This is a genomic window from Gordonia sp. NPDC003504 (genome assembly GCF_053587995.1).
On the sequence record NZ_JBSFPC010000006.1, the window covers coordinates 1 to 21,342 of the forward strand.

The following is a 21,342-nucleotide window of genomic DNA, read 5'->3' on the forward strand; positions in this document are numbered from 1 at the left end:
TCCTGAGCCAGGATCAAACTCTCCATGAAAAAACACTGAAACACAAAGTTTCAACACAATCTCAGCCAGAGAGACAAAAGAACCTGACCAAAAAAATCCAAAAAACTGGCAAAAAACAAACTCACAAACACCACCCCACAACACGCAGGGCAGCATCAAAAATAAGATTCGTTTCATACCATTCAAAAAAATGGCATCAAACAATCCACCAACACACTATCGAGTTCTCAAAGAACACACACCCACCCGAACTACTCCCAGAGGAAGCAGCCTCGGTGAAGGCTTGGTTCGTGCCCTGTCGGGCGGTTCCCGTCCATCTCCCTGGCACATGACTGTGCTCGAGAAATTTCTCGGGGGCGGTCTGCGCAGGCCCGGTTTCCTCTCCCCTGGTGAGTCCCTCTCGGGCCCTCCGGGGCGGCGCCGCGGCGCGCTGACTCGATATAAGTTACGCACCACCGTGCCGTTTTACAAATCGCCTGGTCAGACGCGTATTTTCAGCACTTCTGAGCCACCAGGACGACGTTCCCCGGCCCTTCGTTGGGAAGAACCGGGGAACCGTACGTGCCAGAGGGCGGCGGGACTAGTCAGCAGTTCCGGAGCATGATGCGGTTGCGGCGGGACCAGAGCTCGTATTGGTGCTGATCACCTTCTCGCCCTGCTTGATCGTGCAGGTGATCGAACCCGAAGCGTCGAAGTCATTGGTCGCTGTTAGGGAGACGAACTTGCCCAGACCACTGATCTGGACGTCCTTCGTCCACGGCAGCGCGGCGTTGGTGTCTTGCGACACGTTCACATCGTTGGTCGTGTAGGTGACGCTGGACGCCTGACCTTCGCCGGTGACCTCGTAGGTGACCGTCACGGTGCGATTCGATTCGTTGTCGATCGACTCAGCCGCTCCTCCGATGAGCGCGACGCATCCGCCGACGAACGCGATGATCACGATGACGACCGCCAGCAGAATCCACGGCCAGATCTTCCGCTTCTTCGGCGGCTGCGGCGGTGGATATCCCTGGCCGGCATAGGGCTGCTGGGGATACGGCTGTCCGCCGCCATACGGTTGGTTCGCGCCAAACGGCTGCCCACCCTGGTATGGCTGCCCCTGTCCATATGGCTCGCCGGCGCCGGGCTGTTGCGGATTGTTGGGATCGGTCACGGGAGTGTTCCTTTCACTCCGGGTCGCATCGTTGCGACTCCGAGGTTCTTACGGCTCATACCGCGCTTCGTGCGACGGCGATGCAACGGCTTCGACATCTGAGCCCGGCGCCCGATGTTCGACTCGACGCCCTCTGTCCAGCTCGAGCGAGTTCGTGGCAGCTCCTTGTGAGGCGGGTCGCTGACCACGACATGTGAGGTTGTCGCATAGTTCCGGTTTGCGTAACCCGCATCACGACAAGTGCATCGCCTTTGGCCTGCGATTTCGTTACTGAACCTCACAGATCTCTCTCGGTGGGTGCGCGCACTTTTCCGCCGGGCGCGGACGTCAGCGGCACAACATGCGGACCTGCCCCCGGTCGGATGATTACCGGCCACGACCAGCGCCAACGCCACAGTCACGTGGGATGATCCGTCCACCAGGACTCGGCCCGAGGAGCGGCGCATGACCGAGAGAAGTCCGAAGGTGACACCCGCACAGGGCGAGGCGTGGGCACGAGCCCTGGCTCCGGTGCTGTTCCCCGGTGAGATCGTCTGGGCCTTCGCGACCGCGAGTCGGTACAACCCGTTCTCCGTCGCCACGGCGATCACCAATGCGCGGGTCATCGGCTTCACCACCTCGGGCGATCCCCTTCAACGCGTCACCAGCGAGGTACGGGCGGATGACATCGTGGGCTTCGACCTGTCGGTCCGGCAGGGCCTGCTGCCATCTCTGGTGGTGACCGCCGGCTTCGGCGAGACCGACTTCGGGAAGTTCCAGCCCGGCGAAGCCGCGTACCTGCACCATGTCCTCACTGAACTAAATCGTCGGGGAACCGATCCGGTGGTGCCGCTGCCGCCGCGACACCGCGTCGACTCCTCAGCCGCCGAGCTCAGTCCTTCTGCGGGGAGTGATGTCGTCGAATCGCCGGACCGTCCAGCGGCGGCGTCGGCGCCTCAGTCCTCTCCCGCGGCCTCGGCGCCGAGTCTCGCGCAGGAGATCGCCCAGCTCGCCGAACTGCATCGGCAGGGAATTCTCGACGACGATGAGTTCCGCGCCGCCAAGCAGGCCGCGATCACCGCGATGGCGAGCCGCGGACGGTCGACGAGCCTGAAGAAGGGTGGATGAGCGCCGATCCGTCCGCGTGCGAGGATCGGCGTTTGATGGAGCAGCGTGAGGCGAGGGGAGCGTCGTGACCGAGTTGAGCCCGAAGGTGAAGCCCAAGCGGGCCGAGAAGTGGTCGGAGAAGCTCGCACCCGTCCTCGGTCCCGGCGAGTTGGTCTGGGCGTTCGTGACCGCCAGCCGCTTCAAGCCGATGTCCGAAGGCACGGCCATCACCAACACCCGAGTCGTCGGTTTCGTGACCTACGGAAAGCCCGACAAGCAGGTCATCTACGAGGTCTCGGCCGCGGACATCGCCTCATTCGAGCTGACCGGCAAGAAGGGCGGGATGCCCCAACTCGTCGTCACCACGCCGGAGGGCGAGGTGAACTTCGGCGGCTTCGACAGCGAGGAAGAGGCCTTCATCCGCCACTACCTCACCTATCTCCAGAGACAGGGAAGCCACCCGGCCGGCAGCGCGCCCGTCGTACGAACCATGCAGGCCCCGGCCATGCCTTCTTCGTTTGCCGTGCCCACAGCTCCGGACCCAACTCCCGCCGCGGACTCATCACACGTCGGTTCGGTTCCGGCTGGTGCGCAGCCGCCGGCAGAGACCGGCTCCGGCATCGCCGACGAGATCGAACGGCTTGCCGGCCTTTATGAGCGGGGTCTGCTCGACGCCGACGAGTTCCGCGCCGCCAAACAGATTGCGCTTGCACATCTTGCACGAGCGAATCGCAGCGTCAGCCTGCAGAAGGGGAGCTGACGCCGACGGCCCCGCGGCGGGCGATCGCCCTCGCATCACCAATGCCACGCATCCGACCCGACGTTGCGGGCGGTGCGTTGCAGCACGCGGATGGTGGTCTCGTAGTCGGCGTCGGAGATTCCTTTCCGCCGCTCGATCTCCAACTCGCCTTGCACCTCGGCCGCATGCCGGAAGCGTTCTGCGCCGGACTCGGTGAGTGTCAACCGCCCGTCGTCGTGTATCCAGCCCTTGGACCGGGCGTCGACGATGGCGTCGCGAATGGCCTGATCGGTGTCGTTGGGTCCGATGATCGTGATCACCTCGTCCACGCCGATCCCGCCGTCGTGCAGCGAGAGTTGGTGCAGAAGCCACCATTCGGGTTGCGACACACCCACCTCGGCGAGCCGGGAACGCGTACGGGTGCGGATCGCCGATCCCACCCGTGCGGACCAGAATCCGATGGGTTGACGACGGGCCGGTTGCATCTGTCGGGTCATACCCGACGACGGTAGGAGTTCAACTTCACTTGAAGTCAAGGTGTGGGCGGCACTACCTGAACCGCCGGTGCGCCGTCACACACGGTGACAGGATGGACCACCATGGACGACGCCACGCTCATGCGGTTGCCCAAGGCCGAGTTACACCTGCACATCGAGGGCGCACTCGAACCGGAGATGGCGTTCACGCTCGCCCATCGCAACGGGGTCACACTCCCCTACGCCGACGTCGACGAACTCCGGCGGGCGCACGCCTTCACCGACCTGCCTCACTTTCTCGACCTGTACTACGCCTGCATGGCGGTCCTGAGAACGGAGGAGGACTTCGCCGACCTGGCGTCGGCGTATCTGCGGACCGCCGCGACGCAGGGTGTCCGGCATGCCGAGATCTTCTTCGACACGCAGGCCCACACATCCCGGGGTGTCCCGTTGTCTGCGGTGATCACCGGGCTGCGCCGGGGCCTCGACGCGGCATCGGCCGAGACCGGCACACACGCCGAGCTGATCGCGTGCTTCCTGCGCGATCGACCGGTCGCCGACGCCCATGCCACCCTCGACGCGCTGGAACCCTACGTCGGCACCATCATCGGCGTCGGCCTGGATTCGGCCGAGGTCGGTTATCCGCCAGGACAATTCGCGGAGGTGTTCACCCGGGCACGGGAGGCCGGCCTGCATGTGGTGGCTCATGCCGGCGAGGAGGGACCGCCGAGTTACATCTGGGAAGCCCTCGACGTTCTCGGCGTCGAACGCGTCGATCACGGGATTCGGTGTATGGAGGACACCGCCCTGGTGCGACGATTGGCTGCCGATCGAACCCCGCTGACCGCGTGTCCGCTGTCGAATGTCCGGCTGCGTGCGGTCGACGATCTGCGCGCACATCCGCTGCCCGCGATGCTCGAGGCGGGACTGATGGTGACCCTCAACTCCGACGACCCGGCCTACTTCGGTGGCTACGTCGCCGACACGTACCGCGAGGTCCAGCATGCCCTCGGAATCGACGACGCGACCCTGATCGGATTGGCGCGCAATTCCTTTCGCGCGTCCTTCATCGAGGATCAGCGTGCGCAGGCCCTCCTCGCGGAGGTGGACGACCCGGGGTGAGATCCGCGGGCCGTCCACCATCGCAACGTGCTACTTGAAGACGTCGAGCTTGCCGAACTTCTCGGCCAGCAGGTAGTACACCGCCAGGCGCGGATTGGACTTGCCGTCCTTCATGCCGGCCAACACGTCGGCGATGGCCTTGTCGAGATCGGCGTCGCTGTCGGTGAGACCGAGCTTCTTCTTGAGGAAGTTCTCCCGCACGGTCTTCAGTTCTGCGGGATCACTCGCCGACACCAGCGCGGCATCTCGATTGCGAAGTGCGAGTGCATAGGTGGATGCCATCTTGTCGATGACGGCGGTATCGGCGTTCGGCGCGTAGGCGAGAACGGTGTCACGGGCATCGGACATCTCGGACCTCCAGTGGTTGAAGTCGAATTGTGTGGCCCCGTTCGCCCACACTACGCGGGTCCGGAGGAAGCTCGTGGCGATTCACCATCCACAGACCTGGTTTCATCCACAGGGTAGGGCCTCGATCGAGCTGCATCGACGCAGGTGAGGAGTGCGCGTCCGTACGCTCGGCGCACACCGATCTCGACCCGGGGGGAACACCATGAGCGACAACGAGTTCGACAGCAGCGAGTTCGACAGCAGCGAGTTCGACACGGCGATCGACGACGCCTGGCGCCGCTATCGCATCGACCTCGCCGACCGATTGCACGACGTGACACCCACGTCGGGTTTCGCGGTGAGCGCCGACCCCGAGGGGACCGCGGCGCAGATTCGCATCGAGATGTCGGCAACCGTGACGCGGCGTATCCAGCTCACGATCCACCCGCTTGACCTGTACCGGGACAGCGGACGATTCCCACGCCAGCTCGAGGCGATGAACTCGCTGGGCTGGCGCCACCAGTTCGACGGTGACTTCATCGCCGAGGGTGACACGCAACGCGCGGACGAACTGGCGGCCCTGATCGTCGTGACGCTGCGTGAAGTCGGCGATGTATTGCATCCGTCGATGCTGTCGCAGCCCGACGAGAAACCGCTCAGCCTGGCCGAACCCCTCATCGAGGTCGGGCAGCGCACCCGGAGTTCGGCCCACCTGCGCGGCCTGGTGGTCGATGCGCTGGAGGCGATCGCCGGGAACGCCCCCGACGTCGACGACCTGGGCGATGTCCATCTCCCGACGCTGCCCGTGCCGACATCGGTGAGCGTCCACGCCGATGCACCGCGCATCGAGCTGTGGGCGCCGCTGAACGATGCCGCCACCCATCCCGACGACGCCGCCACGCTGGTGGCAGCGCACCGGACGTCGAATCCGTACGTCTGTCTCGTCGCCCGCGGAACGCGGATCTACGCCCACCTCCTGCTCGAATCGACGATCTTCCATCGCGAGAATCTCGAATCAGCGCTGGGCAATTGGAATGAGTTCTTGCGCCACGACGCGCAGCGCCTGCTCGTTGCCCTGGATGATGCGGCGCGGCGGCCACCCGAGCGCCGTCGGGTGCGGCGTCACGGCGAGGCTGCGGCGTGATGGGTTGCCGAAGCGTGATGGGTTGCCGAGGGTGTCGGTGCGGTTGTGCACGGGTGCAGCTCGGCCACGCCACTCTGTCGGTGGCATCCCGTACCGTCTTCATCGAACACACGTTCTACGACGACACCTTGGGGGCACGATGACCACATCCGGTTACGACGCACTGGTCGAGCAGGCATGGGAGGAGTTCGCCGCCACGCTGCGTGTGCGTTTCGCCGAGTTGGAACGCGGGCAGTCCATCGAGTTCGCACTCTCCGACGCGACCAAGTGGCGCACCCTCATCGAGGTCACGGTCACCGGGTCGAAACGGGTGCGCGCCGGCATCGGCAGTCCCGCCTTTCAACCCACGCTCCCGATCAACGTCATCGCCAATCGCCTCCGCGAGACCGGTGCGGGCGAATGGAAGAAGATCCGGCACCAGGTCGTGTATGAGGTGGGTCGGCGAACAATCGATGACCTGATCGCGCAGATCATCGCCGCACTCCGCGGCCTGTGGGATTTTCCGCATCCGTCGTTCGTCACGGTCCACGATCCGTTCGGGCCGCGTGACGCACCGGCGTCCCCGCCGGCGGCGGGTACTCCGAAACGCCACCTGAGCAGCGTCCCCGATCTGCCGAGCGCGCAACCGGAACACGGCACGCCGACGCCCACGACAACGCCGGTCCCCTCGACGATGAATGTAGCTGTCCCACAACGACGGCCATCCGGATCACCACCCCGGATCAGCTGATCACCCTTGCCCGGGATGTGCTGTCGGCGTTGGTGCATCGGGAACTCCAGATCGATGACCACGAGATGATCGAACTGCCCTTGACGGACGAGATCGCGTCGCGTGTCGTGGTCTGCGAGGCAGGGCCGCGTCTGGAGTTCGTCGCCACTCTCGGTCACCGGATTCCACCTGCTGCGGTACTCGCGAAGTTGGTCACCGACTACAGCGCGCGGCTCTCGTACGTCACGTTGGTGATCGACAACGGACATCTGTTCGCCCGGTACTCCCTCGAGTGCGCGGTGTTCCACCCCGACAATCTCCGGGCCGCCTGGCAGCTGTGGATGGATCTCGTCAATTCCGTGGGGCGCGAGATCGTGTCGTTGCTGAACGGGGGTGGTCCCGGCACTCACGAGTGCGCCAGCAGCTCGGTGCCCGTCGGCATGCAGACGCTGCTCAGGATCTTCATCGAGGACGGGTTGTCCGCCGAACGCACCGCGCATCTGGTCAGCGGCAAGGTCGATCGGCTCCGCGAGTATGCGGCGGTGTGTGCGGAGATGATCGAGGAGTGGCGGAGGAGGGAGAACGAATCCCGGAATCGTCACGCACCGATGGAGGACGTGCAGTTGTGCGTCACGATGGCCGCCGATCTCACCATCTTCGCGACGGTGCTCGCCGAGGCGATCCTGCTGCTCGAGCGACCGACCGGCTGACCGACCGCCCTAGGCTGGGGTGCATGCATGTGGTCATCTATGGCGCCGGCGCGATCGGCGGGGTCATCGGCGCTCATCTGTTCGCGTCGGGCACGCCGACCACGCTGGTGGCCCGCGGTGCGCATCTGCAGGCGATCCGGGAGAAGGGGCTGATCCTCGACACCGACAGTGGTCTTCTGGTGCAGCCGATCCCGAGCGCGCGCAGTGCCGCCGAGGTCGACTGGACCGACAACGCCGTGGTCCTGGTGTGCGTCAAGAGTCAGCAGACCGCCGCGGCTCTCGACGACCTGCGAGCGCACGCGCCGTCGGATATTCCGATCGTGTCGGCCCAGAACGGGGTGGTCAACGAACCGGCCCTCCTGCGGGTGTTCCCGCGCGTGTACTCGGTGTGCGTCATGCTGCCGGCCTGGCACATGGATCCCGGTGTGGTGGTGCAGGGGTCGTCGGCGGCACCGGGCATCCTCGACGTGGGCTGCTTCCCGGGTGGCACCGACGCCGTCGCCGACGAACTGTCCGAGCGGTTTCGGGCGGCGTCGTTCCCCTCGCGGACCCGACGCGACATCACCGCGTGGAAGTACCGCAAACTGATCACCAATCTGGGCAACGGCGTCGACGCGTGCTACCGCGACGACGGGTACGCTCGTGCCGAACTGACGCGTCGGGCCCGCGCCGAAGGGGAGGCCGTCCTGGCCGCTGCCGGTATCGAGGCGGTCAGCGACGCCACCGACAAAGAGCGGCGCGCCAACCACATTCAGCGTCGTCGCAGCGGTGCCGAGGGCGGCGGCAACTCGACGTGGCAGAGCGTCGAGCGCGGCGACGGCACCAGTGAGATCGACTACCTGTCCGGTGAGATCGTGTTGCTCGGCCGCCTGCACGGGATGCCGACACCGGTCAACGCGCTGGTGCAATCCGAAACCGCTCGCGTGGTGCGCGAACACCTGGCGGCGGAAAGTCTCGATCCGGTCGAAGCGCTGCGCGGGCTCGACTCCGCCGGGTGAGGTGCTCCGTGAATCCGTGAGGATTCTGCTGCGGCAACACCGGATTCGTCGTCGGAGGCCGGTTCGGCGCAAGAGTACTGCCGCCGTTCACCCCACCCTCGACGTGGCGCTGCGCTGCGTTCACCGACGCCCGGCTCACTGGGCGGGTGCGCATCGTCCAACTGGCGAACTTCTACGGTGAGCGCTCGGGTGGGTTGCGCACGGCCGTGGACCGCTGGGGTGCGGGCTACCTCGCCGCCGGACACGAGGTCGTCCTCGTCGTCCCGGGCTCGGCATCCGACGAACAGGTAATGACCTCGGGTGTCGTGAAGATCTCGGTACCGGCACCACGAATCCCGTTCTTCGGCGGCTACCGGCTGGCCTCGGCGCGTCGGGTCGCGGATGTCCTCGAACATCTGCGTCCGGATGCCCTCGAGGTGTCGGATCGGTTGACGCTGCGCGGATTCGGCGCCTGGGCACGCCGCCGCGAGATCCACTCGACGATGGTCTCGCATGAGCGACTGGACCGCCTGCTGTCGCTGTTCCTTCCGTCCACGATCGCCCGATGTGTCGCCGACCGCGCCAACGCCGACACCGCCCGCTCCTACGATTCCGTGGTCTGCACAACCGGTTTCGCGGCCGCCGAGTTCGAGCGCATCGGCGCGGGCAACCTGGTGCGTGCTCCGCTCGGCGTCGACCTCGATCAGTTCGCGCCCCGTCACCTCGACCCGCAGCTCAGTGCCCGCTGGACCGACGGAACCGCGACGCTGCTCACCCATTGCGGACGCCTCTCGGTGGAAAAACGCGCCGACCGATCAGTCACCGCCGTGGGCCGCCTGCATCGCGCCGGGGTACCCGTTCACCTGGTGGTCGCCGGAGACGGACCGATGCGTGGCGCCCTCCAGCATGCGGCGCGGGGACTGCCGGTGACCTTCCTCGGTCACCTCGCCGACCGCGGGCAGGTCGCGGCGCTCCTGGCCAGCACCGATGTCTCGCTGGCACCCGGACCGCACGAGACGTTCTGCCTGTCGGCCCTAGAATCGTTGGCGTCGGGCACACCGGTCGTGGGGTCACGGTCGTCGGCGGTGGCCGGCATGGTCGACGAGTCGTGTGGTGCCCTCGCCGACAATTCCGGTAGCGGGTTCGCAGACGCCATCGAACGGGTCCTCACCATCCCCCGGCATGACCGGGAACGTGCCGCACGCGAACGTGCCACCCGATTCCAGTGGCCCGACTCGGTGACGCGGATGCTCGCGGTGCATGCGGGCGGGGTGTGATCGGCAACGGTCACAGGCCGACGATGCCGTACCCGTGGATCTTGCGGTAGATCGAACTGCGCGACATTCCCAGCGCCTGAGCCGCGCGGACCCGGTTCCCGCCCGCCTCACCGAGGGCCGCGATGATCGCGTCACGCTCGGTGACCTCGATGGGCGTGAGCACGCGACGCGCGGTGGTGCGGCAGAAGCCGGGGAGGTCCTCCGGCTGAATCTCTCCGACCGGGCGCACCCGCACCGCCCACTCGAGCGCGGTGCGCAGCTGAGTCAGGTTCTGCGGCCAGGAGAAGGCGGCCAGCACGCGCAGCGCCTGCGGACTGACCCTGGTGTTGCGTTGTGGTGCAATGCCTTTGAGTATGTCGTCGATCAGGACTTCCAGGTCCGGTCCGCGCAGCCGGAGCGGCGGCAGGTGCACGGCGCGAACGAAGCGGCCTAGCAGATCGGTGTACGGGCCGACCGCGTCGTCATGCAACGTGTCGATGGTCGCACCGACGACGGTCCCTGACCGATCCGCCGCCTCGAGTAGTGTGCGCACGCCGGGCAGCGCCTCGGTGGACAGCCGCTCGAGGTGACGGATCACCATCAGCCCACCCGGCGATGCCGTGACCGCGCGCGTGAGGGTCTCGATGTCATGCGGCGCCTCGGTGTCCACGACGACCACCGGATGTGTGGTGTCGGCGTTCTGGTAGGCCTCGATGAGAATGGACCGGCGCCCCGACCCGGGTTCGCCGATGACGATCGTCGCCTCGCCGTCGGCGAGCGCCCGGGCCACATCCCGATAGGCCGTCACCCACGCGGGACTACGCATCCGGTGTGGCCGCCCGGCACCGGCGTCCGACGGCGCCGCGGGTCCTGCGGTCACCGCACGGTCACCACGGGACGGCGTCACCGTGGTGCGCACCTCGTCGAGCAGCAGCACCACCCCCGCGGAGTCACCGGCGCCGACGTGGGATGCCCGCATCCGGATAAGCCGACCGTTGTCGAGGGTGACCGTGTGAATGGCGTTCTCCTGCTTGGTCATCAGGAACTGTGCGTACTGGCCGATGGTGTTCTGTTCCTCGGGACCGAGTAGTGCCCGGGCCGATTCGTTGACCATCACCGTCTCGCCGACCGCCATCACGGCCTGCCCGGATCGGGCACTCGCCCGCAGGTACAACTCGAACAACGCGCGCGTCGGCTGACTGCGATCGAGCAACAGGTTGCGGCCGATGTCGGCGGCAGCGGACCGTACGAGCGCCTCCACCAGACCGTTCCAGCTCTGCACCAGCGTGCTCACGTCCAGCACCCCGGCGACCCGGCCCGTCATCGGATCCAGGATCGGGGCGCCGGTGCACGCGAACTGCACCAGGGACTGATTGAAGTGCTCGGACCCCACGACGCTGACCGGCGCTCCCACCTCGAACACCGTGCCCACCCCGTTGGTCCCGACACCACTCTCCTCGAAGGAGAAACCCCGATCGAAATCGACGCGGTCGAGGACGCGGCCGACCGCGGCGGAACAGTCGCGGCGCTCCACGATCCGCGCACGCGCATCCGTCAACGCGATGGTCACCGGGACGTCGGACATGTCGTCGGCGAGCCGTTCCAGGACGGGGCGAGCACACCGCGAGAGCCGGGAATCGAAATCGATGTCGTCGTGGTACTTCACCCGATAGCGGTCGGCGTCCAGCCCCGCGGAGCGACTGCGCGCCCAGGAGGCCGCGACCACGTCGCCCACTCCGGCCGCGCCCTCGGGTCCGTACTCCAGGAAGTCTGCGCGAGCGGCTGCGATTCGCAGTTGCTGGTCTCGCGGGTCGGCCACTCGGCTCCTCTCGTCGCGGCCACACACCTCATGTGACACATGCCACACCCGATTATTCCCTCCCGCCGGCCGCTCGACCACCGCCGATCGGACAGGTTGAACGTCCCAATTTGGGACATGGCCGAGGTGTGAGACAGGTCAACCATCGGTGCTCACGTGATCGTTCTCACACTCACTGGAGGAAACAATGGCCGATACGACACTCGACGCGATGGTGATCGGAGCCGGCGTCGCCGGACTGTACGAACTGCATCAACTCCGCGAACAGGGCCTGCGGGTCCGCGCCTACGACACCGCATCCGGTGTGGGTGGCACCTGGTACTGGAACCGCTACCCCGGCGCGAAGTTCGACTCCGAGGCCTACATCTACCAGTACCTCTTCGACGAGGACCTCTACAACGGCTGGAGTTGGAGCCAGCGATTCCCCGGTCAGGCCGAGATCGAGCAGTGGCTCAACTATGTCGCCGACGCACTCGACCTCCGGCGAGACATCTCGTTCAACACCACGATCGAGCGCGCCGAGTTCGACGAGGACACCAACCGATGGACCGTGACCACCGACTCCGGTGAAACCATCGACACCCAGTACCTGATCACCTGCTGCGGGATGCTCTCGGCACCGATGTCCGACATGTTCCCGGGCCAGCAGGACTTCGCGGGACAGATCTTCCACACCGCGCGCTGGCCGCGCGACGGCGTCGACCTCGCCGGCAAACGCGTCGGCGTCATCGGTAACGGTGCCACCGGCATTCAGGTCATTCAGACCATCGCCGACGAGGTGGGGCACCTCGACGTCTTCATCCGCACTCCGCAGTACGCGTTGCCGATGAAGAATCCGAGCTACGGCCCCGACGAGGTCGCCTGGTACAAGTCGCGGTTGCCCGAGTTCCAGCAGAATCTGCCCAACACCTTCACCGGTTTCGAGTACGACTTCACCGACGCGTGGGACGACCTCACCCCCGAGCAGCGCCTGGCCCGGCTCGAGGACGACTACGAGAACGGCTCACTCAAGCTGTGGCTGGCATCGTTCGCCGAGATGTTCTCCGACGAGGAAGTCAGTGAGGAGATCTCGGAGTTCGTGCGGCAGAAGATGCGGGCCCGGCTGCAGGACCCGGAACTCGAGAAACTCCTGATCCCCACCGACTACGGTTTCGGCACCCACCGCGTTCCGCTGGAGACCAACTTCCTCGAGGTCTTCCACCGCGACAACGTCGACGCCGTCCCGGTCAAGAACAACCCGATCACACGGATCGCGCCCGAGGGCATCGTCCTGGCCGACGGCACCGTCTACGAACTCGACGTCATCGTCATGGCGACCGGCTTCGACGCCGGGACCGGCGCCCTGACCCGCATCGACATCCGTGGCCGCGGCGGCCGATCCCTCGCCGAGGACTGGGGCCGCGACATCCGCACCACGATGGGCCTGATGGTGCACGGCTACCCCAACATGCTGACCACCGCGGTGCCGCTCGCACCGTCGGCCGCCCTGTGCAACATGACCACCTGCCTGCAACAGCAGACCGAGTGGATCGCCGACGCCATCGCGTACATGCGCGCCCACGACAAGACCGTCATCGAGCCGACCGAGGAGGGCGAGGAGGCCTGGGTGACACACCACGACGAACTCGCCGACGCCAACCTCATCTCCAAGACCAACTCCTGGTACACCGGCTCCAACGTGCCCGGCAAGCCGCGGCGGGTGTTGTCCTACGTCGGCGGCGTGGGCGCCTACCGGGCCGCCACGCTCGAGGCCGCGGCCGCCGGCTACAAGGGCTTCGCACTGTCCTGATGACCGGCCACACTCCAGGAAACCCACGAAAGGTTCATTGATATGTCCACCACAGCAACAGCTTTCGACAAGGCAGTGTTTCAGCGCGCCGCCGACGGGGTACTCCGGTCCGCGGTCGACGCCGAGCAACCGGTCGCCGGCGTCGTGGCAATGGTCACCGACCGCGACGGCACCGTGTACGAGGGCGCCGCCGGACAGCGCCGGCTCGGCGGCGACGCGGAGATCACCACCGACGACGTGTTCGCGATCTTCTCCACCACCAAGGCCATCACGGCGACCGCCGCGCTCCAACTCGTCGAAGAAGGACTGCTCGACCTCGACCGTCCCGCATCGGATTACGCACCCGAGATCGGCGATCTGCAGGTGATCGAGGGTTTCGACGCCGACGGCGAACCGATCCTGCGGGCCCCGCGGTCCTACCCGACGACACGCCAACTCCTCACCCACACAGGAGGATTTGGCTACGACTTCTTCGACGAGAAGTACGCGCGACTCGCCGGGGAGAAGGGGCAGCCCAGCGTCATCACCGCGTCGAAGGCGGCGCTGACCACGCCTCTGCTGTTCGATCCGGGTGAGCGGTGGCAGTACGGCACCAACATCGACTGGGTCGGTCAGGTGGTGGAACGTCTTCGCGGGCAACGACTCGGCGACGTCTTCGCCGAGCGGATCTTCGGCCCACTCGGCATCGAGAACATGAGCTTCGTCCTGCGCGACGACTTCCGTTCCCGACTCGCCGAGATGCACGCCCGCAACGCCGACGGGTCGCTGACGCCGATGGACTTCGAGCTGCCGTCACCGCCGGAGATCGACTTCGGTGGTCACGGCCTCTACGGCACCGTCGGCGACTACATGAAGTTCATCCGCATGTGGCTCAATGACGGCGCCGGAGAGCACGGCCGGGTGCTGCGCAAGGACACCGTCGAGATGGCCGTGCGCAATCATCTCGGTGATCTGCCGGTGACGATGCTGCCCGGTGTCATCCCCTCACTGTCCAACGATGCCGAATTCTTTCCCGGACAGTCGAAGTCGTGGTCGTTGCCGTTCATGATCAACAACGAGGAGGCTCCGACCGGACGGCCGGCAGGCGCGCTCGGATGGGCGGGGTTGGCGAACCTCTTCTACTGGATCGACCGTGAGAACGGCTATGGCGGATACTGGGCCACCCAGATCCTGCCGTTCGGCGATCCGACGTCGTTCACCAAGTACATGGAGTTCGAGACGGCGTTCTACCGGGCGCTGAAGGGTTGACGCAGCTTCTGTGGTCGCATGATCTCGACGGCATGGGCTCGGACACCAGGTATCCGAGCCCATGCCGTCGCACGCGCGTTCACTCCTGCAGCTTCGCCAACCCCGCGTCGTACCGACCCGCCACCGCGGCGACGACCTCCGGGGTCGCCTGCAGCGCCGCGTTCCATACCACGATCGAGCCGGTGCCGTCGTGGTCGGGGCCCACGGTGATGGTGGACTCGTACGAATCGAGCGGGATGGGGCCGTCGAGGTAGCGGTGGGTGTAGGAGCGGCGCGCGTCGTCGTGCGCGACGATCAGTTCGTGCGCTTGACCTCCATCGTCGAAAGTCGCAGTTCGAACATCATTTTCGACTGCCGTTGCGGCCAGACCCGGAACCCACCGATGTACACCCGCGACGTCGCCGACGATCCCCCAGGCCGCTTCCGCGGGCAGCGGCACCCGGGCCGAGCGCAGGATCTGCGTCGTCGCCGGGCCGTCGCCGGCCATCAGTAGCCGATCGGCGAGCGAGTCGAGTGCGTCGTCGTCGACACCCACCGAATTGAGCCATGCGGCCGAACCGCCGTGGTCGATGTCCAGCCAGGCGAGGAATCGCAGCAGGGTCGCACCGTCCACCCGCAAGGCCTGCGGCGGGTACACCTTGACCGCCTCACCGTAGGTCTCCATCCGGGCCAGACGATCGACCATCAACGGAATGTCCTCGGCGCGAGCCGAGTAGTCGGTGACGATGTCGGTGCGCAGCACTCCGATTGCATCCAGGATCAGCGCCACGGCGACACCGGTGCGGTCCTTGCCCATGGTGCAGTGAATCAGTGCCGGGGTGCCCTCGTCTGCCAGGAGCGCGTCGACGATCCGCTTGAACGCGCCGGGCGCCGCCAGATAGCCGAGGTAGGCGCCGACCAGAGGATCCGGGTCGGTCATCGGGGCCACCGCCGAGCCCTCGGCGACCGGCTTGCGGATGGCGAACGGGACGTTGGTGATGGCGACATCGGTGGTGGTGAAGCCCCCGCTTCCCTCCCGTGCCGCCTCGTAGTCCAGCCGGAGGTCGATGATCTGCTTCAGGCCGGTGTCGGCGACGAGTGCCGCCGCTCCCGAATCGTCGACGAATTGTACTGTGGCACTGCGGAACAGTTGTCCGGGGCCACCACTCGCCCGTCTCCGGACCGGAGCCCGGACACCTCCCGGAATCCCAGAAGCCCTTCCGGTGGTACGGCTTTCGCCACGGCATCCGAGGATTGGGTGTCGGTCATTGCTCTCTCTTTCTCGACTGGGGCGTGTCTCCCAATTCTTCTGCGAAGGATTTGCGAGACAGGTCCTAGATGGACAGGATCGTGACGACGCAGGCGTTTCCGTCCATGCCGGCGGCGCCACCGCCCATGGTTTCGACCATTCCCACGGCGTGGCTGGACACCTGCCGAGGACCGGCGTCACCGCGCAACTGCCACACGACTTCGGCCAGCTGCGCGGTGCCGGTCGCCCCGAGTGGATGGCCCCGTGACAGCAGTCCCCCGCTGGGGTTGACCGGTTGACGACCATCACGGGGGGTATGCCCGGACACCGCGAGGTCACCACCTTTCCCGACGTCGGCCACCCCGAGTGCTTCCAGAGTGGTGATCTCACCGATCGTGAAGGCGTCGTGGATCTCGAAGACGTCGATCTCCTCGATCATGCGTCCGGCCTCCTCGAGGGCGGCCGCGCCGGCACGCTCGACGCTGCGGAAACCCCAGACATCCTCATGACGCTGATCCCACGGTTTGCCGGAGACCATCGCCGAGGATTCGACCGCCACATCACGATTGGTCCGACGCCCTGCCCCGATGATCAGCGCTCCGGCACCGTCGGTGATCGGGCAGCATTGCAGCATGGTCAGCGGATCGGCGATCGGCCGTGAGTCCAGCACCTTCTCCACGGTCGGTGGTTCGCGGCGCAGGTGCGCGCGTTCGTTGTCCATCCCGTTGGTCTTGTTCTTGACCGCGACCTGTGCGAGTTGTTCGAGGGTCAGCCCGTGCACGTCCACGTAGCGTGCGGCGGTCAGCGCGTACAACCCGGGCAGCGGTAGCCCGGTGGCCCCCTCGGGGTCGGATGCCTCGGGGACGATCGCACCGGTGAACAGTGTCGAGAGCTGGTCCACGCCGATCACCAGGACACACCTGAATCGGCCGTGACGGACGGCGGTCACCGCCTCGTGGAAGGCGGCTGTGCCACTGGCACAGGCATTTTCGATGGTTCACATCGGAGCGGCCCCGATGCCCAGACCTCGCTGGATGCGGGTGGCGACGCCGGGTGGGCCGAACACCGAACCCACGATGATCGCGTCGATCTGATCGGGGGTGATGCCGGCATCGGTGATCGCCTCGGCGACCGCCGTCCAGGCCAATGTCTCCACTCGCCGATCGGCGAACACACCGAAGTCAGAGGTGCCGACACCCCATACGGCCGCGTTGATCGTCACTTCTCGGACTCCTCGGGGTCGGTGGGGGCCGCCACACCCAGTTCGACGAGGTCGCCGCCGCGGCCGTCGAAGGACACCCGGCCGCCGGCATGTGGCGCAGGGTCGGCGGATACGTGCACCAGTACGCGTGCCCCGTCGTCGACGTCGACGTAGGCGAGCGCGAACGGCGGCGACCAGCGCCCCACCGGCATCCGCACCGTCGTCGCCGCCCAGACGGTTCCCGCGGGAGCGAATCCGGCGGGTTCGATCTCGCCGAAACACACCGGGCACCAGGGCACGTCAGTCTGCGGCAGGGCGTGCCGGCATCTCGTGCAGCGGGCGCCGCGCAGTATTCCGTCGACGAACTGCGGACGGGATTCGGCCACCGAGAGGCCGCCCGCGTCGGCCCCGGCACGCCGCTTGTTCGGGCGGTCGGTCAACTGGGACCGTGCCACCTGCGCCATCAGTGATCTCCGTGCAGGGTCAGTTCGAATCCTCCGGACTCGATGTGCAGGTACGCGCCCACGACGTACTGATGAGTTTCTTGATGTTGGCGACCTCGCGGCTGGTCAGTCCGTAATCGATGGTGCGTTGCGGTGTTGCGCGCATGACGTCGATGTCGTGTTCGGGCACCAGCAGACGCAGATCAGTTCGTCGTCGGAGATGTCCTTGCCGAACTTCTTTCGGAGTTCGGACAGTTCGGGTTGCGGCGGCTGCCAATCCTCGTAGGTCTTGGCCTTCGGACTGTCCATGATCCTGTCCAGGATGTTCGGATCGATCGGGGCGACCGAATCGCCGTAGAATCCGTTGACGTACAACAGAACTTCGTGGGGCACCACCGAATACCGTTTTCCGGTGACCACATTGAGCACCGCCTGGGTTCCGACGAGCTGGGAGAACGGGGTCGCCATCACCGGGTAGCCGAGTTCTTTGCGGATCAGCGACATCTCGTCGAGGACCTCCTCGAACCGGTTCTCCATTCCACGATCCTTGAGCTGCGCCTTGAAGGTTCCGGCCATTCCACCGGGTAACTGATGCCGGTACTGGAACAATGAGAACTCCGCGGGCGCTCCCACCGGGATCTCCTCCAGGCCTGCCACATTCACCAGGTGCTCCTCCACCGGGGCAAGATGGCCATGGTCGATGGCGACGTCAAAGCCCGCATAGCGCAGGTTGGCGATCGTGTTCTCGGTCGACGGCAACGACACACCCGCCGCCAACGGCCGGCTCGCGGTGTGCACGCGGTCGGCACCGGCGAGCACGGCCTCCAGATAGTTCAGTGGCGACAGAGCGTTGTTGGAGTGGAAGTGCGCTTCGACAGGGAGGTTTCCAGCCTCCTTCTTGATGGCGGCGATGAGCGTGCGGGTGCGTTCGGGGGTGAGCAGACCCGCCGCGTCCTCGAGTTCGATGCCGTCGGCGCCGAGTGCCACCAGCTCCCTCGTCCGTGCCGCGTAGTACTCATCGGTGTGGAAGGGACTGTCGGCGTAGAGGATGCACGGCAGTGCCTGCGCCCCGTTGGATTGCGCAACCTTGATCAGGCGACCGATCTTGTCGGTGTTGAACAGGCCGTCATAGATCCAGAAGCTCCCGATGCCGTGGGCGCACAGCCGTTCCACCCACAGATGCATCACCGAGTCGGCGGTTAGGCCGAAGGTGACGATGCCGTTGCTGCGGGTGCCGGCCCGAACGGTGGTGTTGGGCATTGCCTTCGACAGTGAGATCAGCTGATCCCACGGGTCTTCCTTGCAGTGGCGTACCAGCACCTCGAAGATCGAACTGCCCACCAGGTCGATGGTGTGAAATCCTGTGCGATCGAGTTCGCCGGCGATCGGCAGGCCGATCGACTTGGTCATCCGCATCCCCCACCAGCTCTGGGTCCGTCGCGCAGTGTCTGGTCGACGATGTCGATGGTTCGCCGACCACCGACCGAACGGTCGGCGCAATCGAGATAGGTACTCATGTCGTCTCCTCAAGAGTGGCGCGATACTCGTCGGCGCCGGTGGTGTCGATCCAGCGGGTGGTGATCTGTCCGTCTCGGAAGATGCTGGTGTCCAACAGGAATCGGGTTGAAGTCCACGGTGGTGGACACGCCGTCGACGCCGAGTTCGACCAGCGCTGCGAGTAGCTTGTCGATGGCGGCATCGCGGGTCGGCGCGTGGGCGATGATCTTGGCGATCATCGAGTCGTAGTACGGGCTGATCACCGTTCCCGCGCGACAGTGCGAGTCGACGCGTAGACCGTATCCACTCGGCGGCTCCCATCGGGTCACGGTGCCCGGCATCGGGATGAACCCGCGTTCCGGCGATTCGGCCATCACCCGGGCCTCCACTGCATGTCCGGATGCAGCGATCTGCTCCTGTGTGAAGGACAGCGGGAGCCCGGCGGCCACCCGAATCTGCTCGGCCACGAGATCGACACCGGATACCAGTTCGCTGACCGGGTGCTCCACCTGGATACGGGCATTGAACTCCAGGAATGCGAACTCCTGGGTGTCTGCGTCGTACACGAACTCGACGGTCCCGGCGCTGTCGAGTTCGACGGCACGCGAAAAGCTCACGGCTGCATCATGAATGGCATCACGTACGGCATCGGGGAGATTCGGTGCAGGCGACTCCTCGATCACCTTCTGATGGCGGCGCTGCGCACTGCAGTCCCGTTCACCGACGTGGGCGACGGCTCCGTGTTTGTCACCGACGACCTGTACCTCGATGTGACGTGCGCGGCCGATGAACTTCTCGACGTAGATGCGACCGTCACCGAAGGCCGTGGTCGCCTCGGCGATGGCGGTGGGCAGCATCCGCCGGAGTTCGGCGGCGTCACCGACCACCTTCATGCCGCGGCCACCGCCGCCGGCGACGGCCTTGATCAGTGCCGGAAAGCCGATCCGCTCGGCGGCCTCGACTGCGGCGTCGGGGCTGTCGGTGATGTCGGAGCCCGATAGCACCGGAACCCCGGCGTCGCGGGCGATTTCGCGCGCCGCCGCCTTGTCTCCGGTTCCGGCGACGATCTGCGGTGCCGGACCGATGAAGATCAGACCTTCGGCCACACAGCGCCGGGCGAACTCGGGATTCTCGGACAGGAAACCGTATCCCGGATGGACTGCGTCGCAGCCGGTTCCGAGCGCGGCGGAGAGAACGGCGTCCATGTTGAGGTAGCTCGCACCGGCGGCGGCCGGACCGATGCAGATACTGCGATCGGCAAGCATGGCCGCCATCGAGTCTCGGTCGGCCTCGGAGGTCACCGCGATGGCCTCGATGCCCAGGGCTCGGCAGGCACGGATCACCTGAACTGCGATCTCGCCCCGGTTGGCGACCAGGACCCGGCGGATCACCGACCCGACCGGGGTCCCGGCCGGCACCGTCACCGGCCGCTCATACAGTGCTTGCGGGGTACTCATGAGGGCCGGATCAGGAACAGGGTCTGGCCGAACTCCACCATCTCGGCGTTGTTCGCCTGTACCGCCACCACTTCACCGGCGACCTCGGAGACCACCGGACTCATCAGCTTCATCACCTCGACGATGGCCAGCTGATCGCTCTTGGCCACAGTGGATCCCACGGCGACAAAGGGCGCGGAGCCCGGGTCCGGGGCGACCCAGAACGAGCCGACCGTCGGAGCGGTGATCGCAACGAGGGTGGGATCACGCGTTGTTGGCGGTGTCCCACGCGACCCCGAGTCCCTCGGCGACACGGGCGACGGTGAGGTGTGCGACCACGATCCCTTCCAGCGCCCATCGCAGCCCGGTGCGCGAGAGCTTCGCGCTTGGCTCCGCCGCGGCGCTGGTGTCTTGGCGCCACACGTGTCCGCAGTCGGCACAGCGGTAGCGGCGCACTACAACTTCCAGCACGGTCGGTCGCCAGCCCAGCGGCTCGTGGGCCAACCGCCGGATCACGGTGTCACGAGCAGCGCCTTCGCTGCCGCACCGTCGGCACCACTGATCTGGTTCCACCACGCGGCACGCGAGGACCGCACGATCCGGTTCAAGTCGTTGTCCGGTCACGCTCAGACCGAGGCCGTCGAGTCGAGCGAAGGCTGTCAGGTCAGGGCGGCCGAAGCCGGGCCGGCGGGGTAGCGTCGGACACGTCGAGGTCTTTCGGATGGATGGCTTCGACGCCGCCGCAAGCTCCGGTGAAACGGTCGGTACTGGTCGGTCGTCGTCGGTCACCACCGGATGGCGGCGTCCCCCACGCTCGGCGTTTGCGCAGGTCAGTGGCTCGTTCGCCCAGTGCGCACATCAAGCGATAGACGCAAAGCCGACGTGATTAGGTCGTCGGTTCGATTCCGACAGGCGGCTCCGGCGAACAGCCCCTGACCTGCGGAAACGCAGGACAGGGGCGGTTCGGTTCTGGTGGTCGCGC

19 protein-coding genes and 2 pseudogenes are annotated in these 21,342 nt (G+C 66.2%); 10 read left to right on the top strand and 11 right to left on the bottom strand.

Going from position 1 to position 21,342, the window contains the following annotated elements; translation table 11 throughout:
- Window positions 1–580: 580 nt before the first annotated feature.
- A complete protein-coding gene (locus tag ACWDPV_RS12920; protein ID WP_348808929.1) occupies window positions 581–1,153 on the bottom strand; it encodes a hypothetical protein in 573 nt (190 codons plus the stop codon).
- A gap of 444 nt (window positions 1,154–1,597) precedes the next feature.
- Here ACWDPV_RS12920 and ACWDPV_RS12925 point away from each other — a divergent pair, with 444 nt between their 5' ends.
- Together ACWDPV_RS12925 and ACWDPV_RS12930 are read left to right on the top strand one after the other, a co-directional pair.
- Window positions 1,598–2,260: an SHOCT domain-containing protein gene (locus ACWDPV_RS12925; protein WP_449743285.1), complete on the top strand. Its 663-nt coding sequence runs from the start codon at window positions 1,598–1,600 to the stop codon at window positions 2,258–2,260.
- Window positions 2,261–2,324: 64 nt separating this feature from the next.
- Window positions 2,325–2,999, top strand: a complete 675-nt coding sequence (locus tag ACWDPV_RS12930; RefSeq protein WP_449743286.1) for a hypothetical protein — start codon at window positions 2,325–2,327, stop codon at window positions 2,997–2,999.
- 35 nt (window positions 3,000–3,034) lie between these two features.
- Here ACWDPV_RS12930 and ACWDPV_RS12935 read toward each other — a convergent pair whose 3' ends face one another.
- Window positions 3,035–3,475 carry a MarR family winged helix-turn-helix transcriptional regulator gene (locus ACWDPV_RS12935; protein WP_449743287.1) on the bottom strand — a complete coding sequence of 147 codons (441 nt, stop codon included), beginning with the start codon at window positions 3,473–3,475 and terminating at the stop codon, window positions 3,035–3,037.
- A gap of 102 nt (window positions 3,476–3,577) precedes the next feature.
- Here ACWDPV_RS12935 and ACWDPV_RS12940 point away from each other — a divergent pair, with 102 nt between their 5' ends.
- Window positions 3,578–4,576, top strand: a complete 999-nt coding sequence (locus ACWDPV_RS12940; RefSeq protein WP_449743288.1) for an adenosine deaminase — start codon at window positions 3,578–3,580, stop codon at window positions 4,574–4,576.
- Window positions 4,577–4,606: 30 nt separating this feature from the next.
- Here ACWDPV_RS12940 and ACWDPV_RS12945 read toward each other — a convergent pair whose 3' ends face one another.
- The gene (locus ACWDPV_RS12945) at window positions 4,607–4,924 is read right to left on the bottom strand and encodes a DUF2853 family protein (protein ID WP_348807631.1); all 318 of its coding nucleotides are present in this window, start codon (window positions 4,922–4,924) and stop codon (window positions 4,607–4,609) included.
- Window positions 4,925–5,126: 202 nt separating this feature from the next.
- On the opposite strand from ACWDPV_RS12945, the gene ACWDPV_RS12950 reads away from it, so the two are divergent.
- From ACWDPV_RS12950 to ACWDPV_RS12970, 5 genes are all read left to right on the top strand, one after another.
- Window positions 5,127–6,047 carry a TY-Chap domain-containing protein gene (locus ACWDPV_RS12950; RefSeq protein ID WP_449743289.1) on the top strand — a complete coding sequence of 307 codons (921 nt, stop codon included), beginning with the start codon at window positions 5,127–5,129 and terminating at the stop codon, window positions 6,045–6,047.
- 139 nt (window positions 6,048–6,186) lie between these two features.
- Entirely contained in the window at window positions 6,187–6,777 is a 591-nt protein-coding gene (locus tag ACWDPV_RS12955; RefSeq protein ID WP_449743290.1) for a TY-Chap domain-containing protein, read from the top strand.
- Between the two features lie 17 nt (window positions 6,778–6,794).
- Window positions 6,795–7,466: a T3SS (YopN, CesT) and YbjN peptide-binding chaperone 1 gene (locus ACWDPV_RS12960; RefSeq protein ID WP_449743291.1), complete on the top strand. Its 672-nt coding sequence runs from the start codon at window positions 6,795–6,797 to the stop codon at window positions 7,464–7,466.
- Window positions 7,467–7,489: 23 nt separating this feature from the next.
- Window positions 7,490–8,464, top strand: a complete 975-nt coding sequence (locus ACWDPV_RS12965) for a ketopantoate reductase family protein (RefSeq protein WP_449743292.1) — start codon at window positions 7,490–7,492, stop codon at window positions 8,462–8,464.
- Window positions 8,465–8,610: 146 nt separating this feature from the next.
- A complete protein-coding gene (locus ACWDPV_RS12970; RefSeq protein ID WP_449743293.1) occupies window positions 8,611–9,720 on the top strand; it encodes a glycosyltransferase in 1,110 nt (369 codons plus the stop codon).
- Between the two features lie 10 nt (window positions 9,721–9,730).
- Here ACWDPV_RS12970 and ACWDPV_RS12975 read toward each other — a convergent pair whose 3' ends face one another.
- Complete coding sequence (locus ACWDPV_RS12975) at window positions 9,731–11,518, bottom strand: sigma-54-dependent Fis family transcriptional regulator (protein WP_348807626.1); 1,788 nt, start codon at window positions 11,516–11,518, stop codon at window positions 9,731–9,733.
- A gap of 187 nt (window positions 11,519–11,705) precedes the next feature.
- On the opposite strand from ACWDPV_RS12975, the gene ACWDPV_RS12980 reads away from it, so the two are divergent.
- Both ACWDPV_RS12980 and ACWDPV_RS12985 read left to right on the top strand, forming a co-directional pair.
- Complete coding sequence (locus ACWDPV_RS12980; RefSeq protein WP_348807625.1) at window positions 11,706–13,307, top strand: flavin-containing monooxygenase; 1,602 nt, start codon at window positions 11,706–11,708, stop codon at window positions 13,305–13,307.
- Window positions 13,308–13,349: 42 nt separating this feature from the next.
- On the top strand, window positions 13,350–14,555 hold the full coding sequence (locus ACWDPV_RS12985; RefSeq protein ID WP_449743294.1) for a serine hydrolase domain-containing protein: 1,206 nt from the start codon (window positions 13,350–13,352) through the stop codon (window positions 14,553–14,555).
- Between the two features lie 79 nt (window positions 14,556–14,634).
- Here ACWDPV_RS12985 and ACWDPV_RS12990 read toward each other — a convergent pair whose 3' ends face one another.
- The 7 genes and pseudogenes from ACWDPV_RS12990 to ACWDPV_RS13020 form a co-directional block, all read right to left on the bottom strand.
- Window positions 14,635–15,984 (bottom strand): tyrosine-protein phosphatase, encoded by a 1,350-nt coding sequence (locus ACWDPV_RS12990; RefSeq protein WP_449743295.1) that lies wholly within the window; start codon window positions 15,982–15,984, stop codon window positions 14,635–14,637.
- Window positions 15,869–17,005 (bottom strand): annotated as a pseudogene (locus ACWDPV_RS12995) (thiolase family protein). Before ACWDPV_RS12995 ends, ACWDPV_RS12990 begins: the two are co-directional and overlap by 116 nt.
- Window positions 17,002–17,448 carry a Zn-ribbon domain-containing OB-fold protein gene (locus tag ACWDPV_RS13000; RefSeq protein ID WP_449743296.1) on the bottom strand — a complete coding sequence of 149 codons (447 nt, stop codon included), beginning with the start codon at window positions 17,446–17,448 and terminating at the stop codon, window positions 17,002–17,004. Before ACWDPV_RS13000 ends, ACWDPV_RS12995 begins: the two are co-directional and overlap by 4 nt.
- Window positions 17,449–17,553: 105 nt before the next feature.
- Window positions 17,554–18,837 (bottom strand): carboxyltransferase, encoded by a 1,284-nt coding sequence (locus ACWDPV_RS13005; RefSeq protein ID WP_449743297.1) that lies wholly within the window; start codon window positions 18,835–18,837, stop codon window positions 17,554–17,556.
- Window positions 18,838–18,953: 116 nt separating this feature from the next.
- Window positions 18,954–20,381, bottom strand: a complete 1,428-nt coding sequence (locus ACWDPV_RS13010) for an acetyl-CoA carboxylase biotin carboxylase subunit (RefSeq protein ID WP_449743298.1) — start codon at window positions 20,379–20,381, stop codon at window positions 18,954–18,956.
- A complete protein-coding gene (locus ACWDPV_RS13015) occupies window positions 20,378–20,674 on the bottom strand; it encodes an acetyl-CoA carboxylase biotin carboxyl carrier protein (protein ID WP_449743299.1) in 297 nt (98 codons plus the stop codon). The genes ACWDPV_RS13010 and ACWDPV_RS13015 overlap by 4 nt, the downstream gene beginning before the upstream one ends.
- Window positions 20,628–21,066, bottom strand: a pseudogene (locus ACWDPV_RS13020) (ISL3 family transposase); the annotation flags it as partial. The pseudogene ACWDPV_RS13020 and the gene ACWDPV_RS13015, both read right to left, overlap by 47 nt.
- Between the last annotated feature and the right edge of the window lie 276 nt (window positions 21,067–21,342).